The sequence below is a fragment of the Nostoc sp. genome (assembly GCF_036917375.1).
Lineage (GTDB): Bacteria > Cyanobacteriota > Cyanobacteriia > Cyanobacteriales > Nostocaceae > Nostoc.
The window spans coordinates 36,270-46,727 of the sequence record NZ_JBALDN010000051.1 but is presented as its reverse complement, the minus strand read 5'-3'; the positions used below and the strand labels follow the sequence as shown (position 1 = coordinate 46,727).

Here is a 10,458-nt window from a genome sequence, read left to right as displayed (position 1 = left end):
TAATGAAAAATCTTTGAGATGCTCCACACGCTGATTTTCATTCTTGGGACAATGCTTACTTTACAAGATTTTCAGCCTTAACTGAACCGTATTGACATATAAAGTTCATTGCAAAGCAGCGATGTCTACGATGGGCTACGCCAACGCACCAACAAAAGTTTGAGAATCTCAAATTTTAATTAGCACCGCAAGATGTAGCGACAAGCGACGAGTTATGGGGCGATGCAGTAGGTACTTCAGCAACCAGAACCACGTTCCCATTGCCATCTAGAATCCATCCTTGGGCTTCTACAATTGGAGTAGGCTCATTAACAGAATTAACTTTCTGTGATTTTTCTTCTGTGTTTCTCTGCGCCTGAACAACGGCTCTTTTCTGAATACCGCCAGCACGATTTTGACTCTCTGGAGGGAGCGCGATCCAATCTGCCAACACTGCATCATCAGCTATCAATGGCTCTGTAGGATCGGCTTGTATTCCTCCACGCCCAGTAGTAAAAAACGAACTTCTTCCTATTTTTCCACTAGAACTACAACCAGCAGCGATTTGCTGCGAAGCATCAACCAGATTTACAGGTAGTTCCACTAATCCTTTACTGGGGTCAGCATCTGGTGAGTTGATTTGTACAGTGCCACTTAATGAAGGGTTTTGCTGAGAAAATGCAGTGATGTCACTTGTTGGTATATTATTCGGGTTTATACCTTTTGGATCGAGTTTCTCCACCTCTGCACGGGTGCGTGGCACAAACCCAAAGATATTCTTAGCGGCGATCGCGATTTTACCACCAGAACCAAAGTTGGCGTTAGCGGTAATATCGCTATTTCCGAAAGGAGTGGCGACGAGAAAGCCATTAGATGCATTGATGGTGATATTACCGCCAGTTTTATCACCTCCGGCATTAGTAGAGATTTGACTGTTGCGACGCATCAGTAATAAGTCTTGCACCTGTACTGCAATGTCACCGCCCTTACCTGACTCACTATTAGATGTGAGTTTTCCTTTATCGAGCAGGATGGAACGAGCGCTTATATTGAGTTTGCCTGCTAGACCTAAATTGGGTACACCCCCTTGATAGTTAACATTTTTTCGAGCTTCACTGCTCACAGTTATTGCCGCTCCATCTTTGATAACCAATTGCCCTGTAGTTAAAGTCAAGTTGCCGCCATTTCCAGACCCTTGAGTGCCAGCAAACAAGCTACTGAGCCTAGAACCATTTGCTGAGGTTCCCATTAATTCTACGGATTCAGAGGCGTTCACTGTCAAATCTCCTCCATTTCCTGTAGCTGGTATAAATTGGTTAGAAAAACGCCCAAGTATACCCTCAGAACTTGTTGATATCGCTGCCCCTCCCTCAATACGTAACTTTGCAGTATTAATTATTATGTTGCCAGCATTTTGAGCGCCATAAGTTGCACTAAATAATCCACTAGATATTAAATCACTACCATCTGGCAAAGGAGAAATGGGGATGCCTGCGATTAGTTCTACGGAATCTGAGGCGTTGATGGTCAATTGCCCCGCCAATCCCGACCCCAGATTGAACATTACAACTTGCGCTCCATCTTTGACAATCAAATTTCTGGTAGTGATATTTATATCTCCAGAGTTTCCAGTGCCGAAAGTTCCAGTAGACAAGAACGCATTTAGTCCAAGTTCTACAGACTCGGAAGCGTTCACTGTCAAATTTCCTCCTGGTTGCGTTCCCAGGCTAAGAGCCAAAATTTGTGAACCGTCAGTTACCAGTACTCGTTGTCCTTGCAGGCGGATATTACCGCCACCTTTGCCACTGGTATCTACAGTAGATGGAATATTACTTTGCTGGGTGAGTTCGATGTTCTGAAAATTTTGAACGCCTTCATATCCTAATGCCCAACCTTGATTCGTTGAATTCAGACCAACTAAACTATTGCCAGCAACGCTTCCTAACTCAATTCTTCCCCCACTTGCCGTTAAATTTCCGCCCTCTAGGGTTATATCACCACCTATCAGTGCTAGGGTTTTGCCTTGCTGCACCTGTAGACCAACACCTTGTCCGAAGATATTAATTGCATTATTGGGACTTGCTTGGGATTGATTGCGGATGGGCGCCGCATTTGTTCCGAATTGTAAACCTATAGGAACACTTTCTGTGAGTAGAGGTGCAGTTTGACCAGATGTAGCACTAAACTTTGTACCATCAGCAAAGTTCAAACTACTCGCCGTACTAGCCACAAATGAACCGCCAATATTTAAAGAAGCATTGGGCCCAAAAATAATGCCATTAGGATTAATCAAAAATACGTTAGCTGTGCCGTTAGCTTTGAGAATGCCATCTATATTAGAAACAGAATTGCCTGTCACCCGACTGATGATGTTCTGAATATTGATTGCATTGTTGAAATGGGCTGTCCTTCCCGCAGAGATAGAAAATTTTTCAAAGCTATGGAGCAAGTTTGTACCACGAACTGCTCCACCATCAATCTGGTCTATAGGCTGACCATCGATTAGCTTTGGTGTAATGATTGAACTTTCAGATCCAAGTGTGGCATCTTGTTGAATTTGAGCTAAGGCAGAACTCTCAGCAAAAATGAGCACTCTAGCAATTACTAAAGTACTCACTATTCCTAACTTCCAGTGGCAACTGCTTCGATTTTGAGACATGAAAAACTTGCGCTCAAAAAATCAGAGTTTATTAAAATACTGCTTTTTGCTATTGAGTGATGCTAGTACGCTGATGTTATCTCTGTAACCTAACTACTACAAAAAAGCAAAGTTTAGTATTTTACATTCACTAGAATAAACTCTTTGCAGTCCGAAGATTAAATTATTTAGCTATTTAGCAGTTACAGCCTAAAGGGCTACCAGTTGATGGGCAAGGGATACACAATGCTTTTTTCACTAACACAATTTCTGGTATTGAAGGTCTTGAAGTTTCTGCCAATAATGCATTGGGTTGCTGTTCATCAATTGCATCATCAGATTTGAGTTGATTGGGGTCAAGATTGCACTGCCAATGAATTCTCAAGACTCTATATTCTAATAAGCCGTACTTTTCAAGCACTGAGTGCAAGTCAGCGTTTTCTAGGCTTTCATTCATTTTCTGCTGAATCTCTTCTTGTAACTTCTGTAATATTTCAGGGTCTATGACTTGTTGAGAACTCATGAGTGTTTTCTTTCCTGACGGGATGTGTATAATTATTGCTTCAGTTTAGTTAGCAATGATTACGCTCAGTGTCATAAAAGTTCATAATTTCCTGCGGGATTTTCTTTACAGCTATTTTTAGCTAATACCAATTCAAATTATTTATTGTCGAGTGGGCATCTCGTCTAGGAACTAAAATCGGGCTTCCACTTACCGCCTTCCCCACTAATTCTTAATCCCTGTGGCAGCAATACCCTGAAGAAATTGACGCTGACCGATGAGAAATAATACCATGACTGGAACTGTGGCTATTGTTACTGCTGCCATCATCAAAGGCCAATTATTCGTAAATTGCTCCTGAAACTCAGCTAACGCTAGTTGCACCGTTCTTAATTCTGGTCTTGTGGTAAATACCAGAGGCTTAAACAAATCATTCCACTCACCGATGAAGGTGAACAAAAACAGCGTTACCAACGCCGGACGAGCTAAAGGTAACATCACCCGCCACAAAATTTGCAGTCGGTTTGCCCCATCTATCGCTGCGGCTTCCTCTAACTCCACAGGAATTGTCTGGAAATACTGACGTAATAAGAAAATCCCAAATCCGCTAACCGCAGTGGGTAAAATCAGCGCCCAGTATGTATTTATCAGGTGTCCCCACTTCAATACCAAAAAGATGGGAATCACCAATAACTGAAAGGGAATCACTAAAGTTGCTAAAACGACTAATAGCAGTGCTTGGCGTCCCCTAAACTTCAATCGTGCTAGGGCGTAACCAGCTAAAGCAGAAGTGACAATCTGAAACGCCGTCACAGCGATCGCTACCAAGGTAGAATTAGCAAACGCCAGCAAAAATTTTCCTTGTTGCCACGCAACGCGGTAATTTGCTAAAGACCAGTTATTTTTGAACAAATTTTCTGGGCTGACGGACGTTGGTGCAAAGGAGGTGAGAAAGACCACAAACAGCGGTAGTAGAACGATAAATGCCCCTAGCAGTAAGATTACTAGGCTCAAAAAATCACCAGATTTCAGATTCGGATTTGGTTTAGACATAACTTGAGCCGCAAAGCATTTATTTCGCTAGTACTAGAGCATTGCCCCCAGCAACCATTAATCTATAAACATAGTCTACTTGTTAAGTTAAATTAAACCACAGAGATTGTTACCCTCAGTTCATAGGGTAAATTCCAATCCTGGTGTCAAAATAATTCCAGTTTACAGGAGTAAACATAACCATGCAGCAGCTTGCAGACCAATTTAAAGAATTAGATTTCAAGAGCGAAACATACAAAGATGCTTATAGCCGGATTAATGCGATCGTGATTGAAGGGGAACAAGAAGCCCATGAAAATTACATCACATTAGCCGAACTGCTGCCAGAATCTCACGATGAATTGATTCGCCTCTCCAAGATGGAAAGTCGCCACAAGAAAGGATTTGAAGCTTGTGGGCGCAATTTGGAAGTCACCCCAGATTTACAATTTGCCAAGGAATTTTTCTCTGGACTACACCAGAATTTCCAAACAGCGGCCGCGGAAGGAAAGGTCGTCACTTGTCTGTTGATTCAGTCTTTGATTATCGAGTGTTTTGCGATCGCAGCATATAACATTTACATCCCCGTTGCCGATGCTTTTGCCCGCAAAATCACGGAGGGAGTAGTAAAAGATGAGTATAGCCACCTCAACTTTGGAGAAGTTTGGTTGAAAGAACATTTTACAGAATCCAAAGCTGAACTTGAACTTGCAAATCGCCAGAACCTACCCATCGTCTGGAAAATGCTTAACAAAGTAGAAGGTGATGCCCACACAATGGCAATGGAAAAAGATGCTTTGGTAGAAGACTTTATGATTCAATACGGTGAAGCATTAAGTAACATAGGCTTTACGACTCGCGACATCATGCGCTTGTCAGCCTACGGACTTATAGCCGCTTAAAAGAGTGCTGAGTAGAGACGCGATTAATCGCGTCTGTACAAGAGTGCTGAGTAGTTGAAATTTATCAGAACTTCAGAACTCAGGACTTAGGACTCAGAACTGCTGAAACACTTAACATAATATTCCACGCCCTCAAGACAGCATAAGCCTAATAATCACTACATGTTTGGTCTAATTGGACATCTGACTAGTTTAGAACACGCTCAATCGGTTGCTAAAGAATTGGGATACCCAGAATATGCCGATCAAGGGCTAGATTTTTGGTGCAGTGCCCCACCGCAAATTGTCGATACCATTATTGTCACCAGTATAACTGGGCAACAAATTGAAGGACGGTATGTAGAATCTTGCTTTTTACCGGAGATGCTAGCTAGCCGTCGCATCAAAGCTGCAACGCGCAAAATCCTTAACGCCATGGCCCATGCACAGAAGCATGGCATTAATATCACAGCTTTAGGCGGATTTTCCTCGATTATTTTTGAAAACTTTAAGTTAGACCAGTTTAGCCAAGTCCGCAACATTAAACTAGAGTTTGAACGCTTCACCACAGGAAACACACATACTGCCTACATTATTTGTAAGCAGGTGGAAGAAGCCTCAAAACAATTGGGAATCGATCTGTCAAAAGCCACTGTTGCTATATGTGGGGCAACTGGAGATATTGGTAGTGCAGTTACCCGCTGGCTAGATGCAAAAACAGATGTCAAAGAACTTTTGTTGATTGCCCGCGATCGAGAACGCCTCAAAGAACTGCAAAGCGAACTGGGGCGAGGGAAAATCATGGGTTTGACAGAAGCACTACCTGAAGCTGACATTGTAGTTTGGGTTGCTAGTATGCCCAAAGGCGTGGAAATTGACCCGACCACTTTGAAACAACCCTGTTTATTGATTGATGGTGGCTATCCGAAAAACTTAGCAACAAAAGTTCAGCATCCTGGTGTATATGTGTTAAACGGTGGGATTGTCGAGCATTCGCTGGATATTGACTGGAAAATTATGAAAATCGTCAATATGGACGTGCCAGCCCGCCAGCTGTTTGCTTGTTTTGCCGAATCAATGCTGTTGGAATTTGAGAAGTTATACACGAACTTTTCGTGGGGACGGAATCAGATTACCGTAGACAAAATGGAGCAGATTGGTAAGGTATCAGTGAAACATGGATTTAGACCGCTGCTGGTTTAGTCATTGGTCATTGGTTATTAGTCATTAGTCATTTGTTATTTGCAAAGGACAAAGGACAACTGACAAAGGACAAAAGACAAAGGATAGATAACTTATAACTCGTACTTATAACCCCTACGATGGCAACTACCGAGCGTAAACCGCTACTGTTAGATTTTGAAAAGCCCCTAGCAGAACTCGCAACCCGAATCGATCAAATTCGGCAACTTGCAGAAGAAAATGGCGTCGATGTTTCTGGTCAAATTCGTCAACTAGAAGCACGCGCCATGCAACTACGTGAGGAAATTTTCACTAGTCTATCCCCGTCCCAGCGATTACAAGTCGCTCGTCATCCGCGTCGCCCTAGTACTCTCGATTACATTCAGGCAATTAGTGATGAATGGATGGAATTGCATGGCGATCGCTGTGGTGGTGACGATCCGGCTTTAGTTGGTGGTGTTGGTCGTCTGAGTGGGCAACCTGTGGTGATGTTGGGTCATCAAAAAGGACGCGATACTAAAGACAATATTGCCCGTAACTTTGGAATGCCTTACCCTGGCGGCTATCGCAAAGCTATGCGGTTGATGGAACATGCCAACAAGTTTAGTATGCCGATACTAACTTTTATCGACACACCAGGAGCTTGGTCTGGGGTAGAAGCAGAACACCAAGGTCAAGGAGAAGCGATCGCTTATAACTTACGGGAAATGTTCTGTTTGGATGTGCCAATTATCTGCACAGTTATCGGTGAAGGTGGTTCCGGTGGCGCACTCGGCATTGGTGTAGGCGATCGCCTACTCATGTTTGAACACTCCGTTTATACCGTCGCCACTCCCGAAGCCTGCGCCGCCATTTTGTGGAAAGATGCTGGTAAGGCTCCCCAAGCCGCTGTGGCGCTAAAAATTATTTCCCATGACCTGAAAAAGTTGGGAATTATCGACCAAATACTGCCTGAACCCACTGGTGGCGCTCATTCTGACCCCTTAAAAGCCGCTACCACTCTCAAGCAAGTACTGATGGAAAATTTAGACGAACTCAATCGTTTAACCGCTCCAGAACGCCGCCAACTGCGCTATGAAAAATTCCGCAAAATTGGTGTTTTTACAGAAGTTGCCCACTAACGGCACTGCATAATGATTTATTAGTAAAGCAGCAATGCTATAATTGCCTATGTGCTTAAAGATTTTTAACAATCTAGCCATAGGCATTTGCATGTTTGGCAAATCTACTCAATTTGATTGAGTGGGTTTTGTCTTATGTAAATAATCTAATTTGAATGTACGGCGTGGTTTTCCAGGCAACAATTTGTTGTCTTCACTGCTAAAACCCACAATATGGGGACTGTTGTGCTGCATCATAGCATTTGCCTAATGAGAATCATCAGATTTTTAGATTCCTTTAATCTATCCAAACCGAGAAGTGGGAATAATGGGGTGGTAATAGGCTTTGGGAACTGCCAAAAAATTGGGAGACACCATGAGTGTTGAGCAAAAACGACGCGCCCTGATTACTGGGGCAAGTAGTGGAATTGGGAAAGCAACGGCTTTAGCCTTTGCAAAAGCGGGAATAGATGTTGCCTTAGTCAGCCGTTCTTTGGATAAGTTGGAGGCGGTAAGAGAAGCCGTAGAGCATACTGGGGTGGAAGCGAAAGCTTACGCTGTAGATTTAGCGCGGATTTCCGAAGTCAAAGACAAGATCCAAGCGATCGCCCTTGACTTTGGTGATATAAACATTCTGGTAAACAATGCTGGCATCGCTTATACAGGTGCTTTGAGCGAAATCCCGCTAGAGGGCTGGCAGCAGGTAATTGACTTGAATCTCACCAGTGTGTTTCAGTGCATTGTGGGGATTTTGCCTTCAATGCGCGATCGAGGCACAGGCACAATTATCAACGTCGCCTCAATTGCCGCCAAGCAACCCTTTCCTGGTTGGGGAGCATACAGCGTCAGCAAAGCTGGTTTGATAGCCCTCTCTCAAACCCTGGCACAAGAAGAACGCATTCACGGCATTCGTGTCACAGCTATTTGTCCCGGCGCAGTCAATACCGAACTTTGGGATACAGAAACAGTCCATATCAACTTAGACCGTTCTAAAATGTTAACCCCGGAAATTGTGGCTCAGTCAATTCTCTACACAGTTCTGTTACCACAACAGGCAGTGATTGATGAATTGACCCTGATGCCCAGTGCTGGCGCACTCTAATTGCGAAGTTAGAAGTTAGGAGTTAGGAGTTAGGAGTTAGAATTTTTAACTTATAACTCATGACTCATAACTAAATTAAAACTATAACCAAGACTGAATCATGACTATTGCTAGTTCCAACGGTTCCAATTGCTCTCAATCGCCTCTGATTCCCGATTTGGCAGAAGCCATAACTCCTAGACCAGATCGCAATACTCATAACGGGCGACAACCGGATGTGTTCCCGCCAAAAGAGGAACAGATGGAGGAAATGAAGGATGCCGTGCGGACACTGATATTGGGAGTTGGTGAAGATCCCGAACGCGAAGGACTCCTGAAAACACCCAAACGAGTAGCCGAGGCAATGCGGTTTCTTACCAGTGGCTACAACCAATCTCTTGAAGAACTCGTTAACGATGCCATCTTTGATGAAGGGCATAGCGAGATGGTACTTGTTAGAGATATTAACTTCTTTAGTCTGTGCGAACACCACATGCTGCCATTTATGGGTAGAGCGCACGTTGCTTATATTCCCAACCAAAAAGTTGTTGGACTGAGTAAGCTAGCCCGGATTGTTGAGATGTATTCCCGTCGCTTACAAGTACAAGAGAGGTTAACTCGTCAAATTGCCGAAGCAATCCAGACCGTTCTAGAACCTCAAGGCGTTGCTGTTGTGATGGAAGCTAGTCACATGTGCATGGTAATGCGTGGCGTTCAGAAACCAGGTTCTTGGACTGTTACTAGCGCAATGGTTGGTGTGTTTCAAGAAGAACACAAAACCCGCGAAGAATTTTTTAACTTGATTCGCCATCAACCAGCATTTTTTTGAGTGCTGAGTGCTGAGTGCTGAGTGCTGAGTGCTGAGTTAGGAGTTAGGAGTTAGGAGTTAATTCATAACTGATGACTCTTAACTTCTAAGTAACTCAATATTCTTGAGACTATGAAATAGGAGTGCTACTTTATCTAAATCTTTATCTCCTGGTGTCCGTTCCACACCACTAGATAAATCAACGCCGCTAGGATTAACCTGATTTAGGGCTTCCACAATATTATCGGCTGTTAATCCTCCTGCTAAAAACCAAGGACAACTAGGGCTAAATTGCTCTAGCATCGCCCAATCTAAAGTTTTGCCTGTACCACCCAGTTGTTGTGGATGGTAAGCGTCAAGTAGCAAAGTATCTACATATTTCGTGTAATCATCTGCTGTGTCAAGATGCTCAAGACTACGAATTCTAAGTGCTTTAAGAATTTCAACATTGGGTAAAGCTTGACGTAGTTGGTAGCAAAAATTTGGTGATTCATCTCCGTGTAACTGCACACCAGTCAATCCAGAATCAGCAACTATCTGACTAATTTCGGGGATACTAGCGTTGGCAAAAACCCCTATTGTGTCAATATTTGCCGGCAGTTCTGCCACTGCTGCCCGAATTTGGGATGTAGTCACGTAACGAGGTGACTTTGGCACGCAAATAAATCCTAGTGCCGTTGCGCCTAGAGAGGCGATCGCTATAGACTGCTGTGGTTGAGTAATGCCGCAAATCTTAACACGCATAAAAATTTAACAAATTTAAAATAATATCAACAAATTCTAAATTATCTGAAAAACTTTTGTGCCTTGGTAATTTTATAATCTTGTAGGTCTATATTTTAGGAGACAAAAGCTTGATTTCATCTATTTTACTAGCAGCAGCTGAAACTGTTCCCCCAACACCTGCGTGGAATCCTACAGTGGGCATCATCATCAGCATCAGTAGCTTAGTAATAGTTTTACTAAGTACGAGGATTGAAAAACCCTTAGTTGGCCCCAAGTTCCCTGTTCTGCCGATTAGTATTCCAACATTCGTTGCCGCAATGGCTTTTGGTCATATTATTGGCGTTGGCATCGTTTTAGGATTGACTAACATCGGTCGTCTATAGTTTTGTGATGACAGAGGTGTTACTTGTAACCCCGCTATCAATGCAAAACTCCTAAAAATGATTTTGGGCAGGGGGAGTAGGAAAGAAATAACTTATGACCCATGCCCAATTGCCAATTCCAGAATTTTGCTTACAAGCATTAATTG

General features: G+C 43.2%; 10 protein-coding genes. 6 read left to right on the top strand and 4 right to left on the bottom strand.

What is annotated here, in order from left to right; all coding sequences use genetic code 11:
• Positions 1 to 175: 175 nt before the first annotated feature.
• From V7K45_RS13635 to V7K45_RS13625, 3 genes are all read right to left on the bottom strand, one after another.
• Complete coding sequence (locus tag V7K45_RS13635) at positions 176 to 2,638, bottom strand: two-partner secretion domain-containing protein (protein WP_335004177.1); 2,463 nt, start codon at positions 2,636 to 2,638, stop codon at positions 176 to 178.
• A gap of 175 nt (positions 2,639 to 2,813) precedes the next feature.
• On the bottom strand, positions 2,814 to 3,140 hold the full coding sequence (locus V7K45_RS13630; protein ID WP_335004175.1) for a hypothetical protein: 327 nt from the start codon (positions 3,138 to 3,140) through the stop codon (positions 2,814 to 2,816).
• Between the two features lie 204 nt (positions 3,141 to 3,344).
• Positions 3,345 to 4,172 carry a carbohydrate ABC transporter permease gene (locus V7K45_RS13625; protein WP_335004171.1) on the bottom strand — a complete coding sequence of 276 codons (828 nt, stop codon included), beginning with the start codon at positions 4,170 to 4,172 and terminating at the stop codon, positions 3,345 to 3,347.
• A 182-nt stretch (positions 4,173 to 4,354) separates the two neighbouring features.
• Here V7K45_RS13625 and V7K45_RS13620 point away from each other — a divergent pair, with 182 nt between their 5' ends.
• The 5 genes from V7K45_RS13620 to folE all read left to right on the top strand — a co-directional run bounded on the left by V7K45_RS13620 (position 4,355) and on the right by folE (position 9,224).
• Complete coding sequence (locus tag V7K45_RS13620; RefSeq protein WP_335004169.1) at positions 4,355 to 5,053, top strand: aldehyde oxygenase (deformylating); 699 nt, start codon at positions 4,355 to 4,357, stop codon at positions 5,051 to 5,053.
• Positions 5,054 to 5,215: 162 nt separating this feature from the next.
• Positions 5,216 to 6,235, top strand: a complete 1,020-nt coding sequence (locus V7K45_RS13615; RefSeq protein WP_335004167.1) for a long-chain acyl-[acyl-carrier-protein] reductase — start codon at positions 5,216 to 5,218, stop codon at positions 6,233 to 6,235.
• Between the two features lie 119 nt (positions 6,236 to 6,354).
• Positions 6,355 to 7,335: an acetyl-CoA carboxylase carboxyltransferase subunit alpha gene (locus tag V7K45_RS13610; RefSeq protein WP_094349744.1), complete on the top strand. Its 981-nt coding sequence runs from the start codon at positions 6,355 to 6,357 to the stop codon at positions 7,333 to 7,335.
• A 355-nt stretch (positions 7,336 to 7,690) separates the two neighbouring features.
• The gene (locus tag V7K45_RS13605) at positions 7,691 to 8,416 is read left to right on the top strand and encodes an SDR family oxidoreductase (RefSeq protein ID WP_335004165.1); all 726 of its coding nucleotides are present in this window, start codon (positions 7,691 to 7,693) and stop codon (positions 8,414 to 8,416) included.
• 100 nt (positions 8,417 to 8,516) lie between these two features.
• Positions 8,517 to 9,224: a GTP cyclohydrolase I FolE gene (folE, locus tag V7K45_RS13600; protein WP_335004163.1), complete on the top strand. Its 708-nt coding sequence runs from the start codon at positions 8,517 to 8,519 to the stop codon at positions 9,222 to 9,224.
• 78 nt (positions 9,225 to 9,302) lie between these two features.
• Here the strand turns inward: folE and V7K45_RS13595 are convergent, their stop codons facing one another.
• Positions 9,303 to 9,947, bottom strand: a complete 645-nt coding sequence (locus V7K45_RS13595; protein ID WP_335004160.1) for a phosphoribosylanthranilate isomerase — start codon at positions 9,945 to 9,947, stop codon at positions 9,303 to 9,305.
• A gap of 110 nt (positions 9,948 to 10,057) precedes the next feature.
• On the opposite strand from V7K45_RS13595, the gene psaK reads away from it, so the two are divergent.
• Positions 10,058 to 10,312: a photosystem I reaction center subunit PsaK gene (gene psaK, locus V7K45_RS13590; RefSeq protein ID WP_335004158.1), complete on the top strand. Its 255-nt coding sequence runs from the start codon at positions 10,058 to 10,060 to the stop codon at positions 10,310 to 10,312.
• Positions 10,313 to 10,458 lie beyond the last annotated feature (146 nt).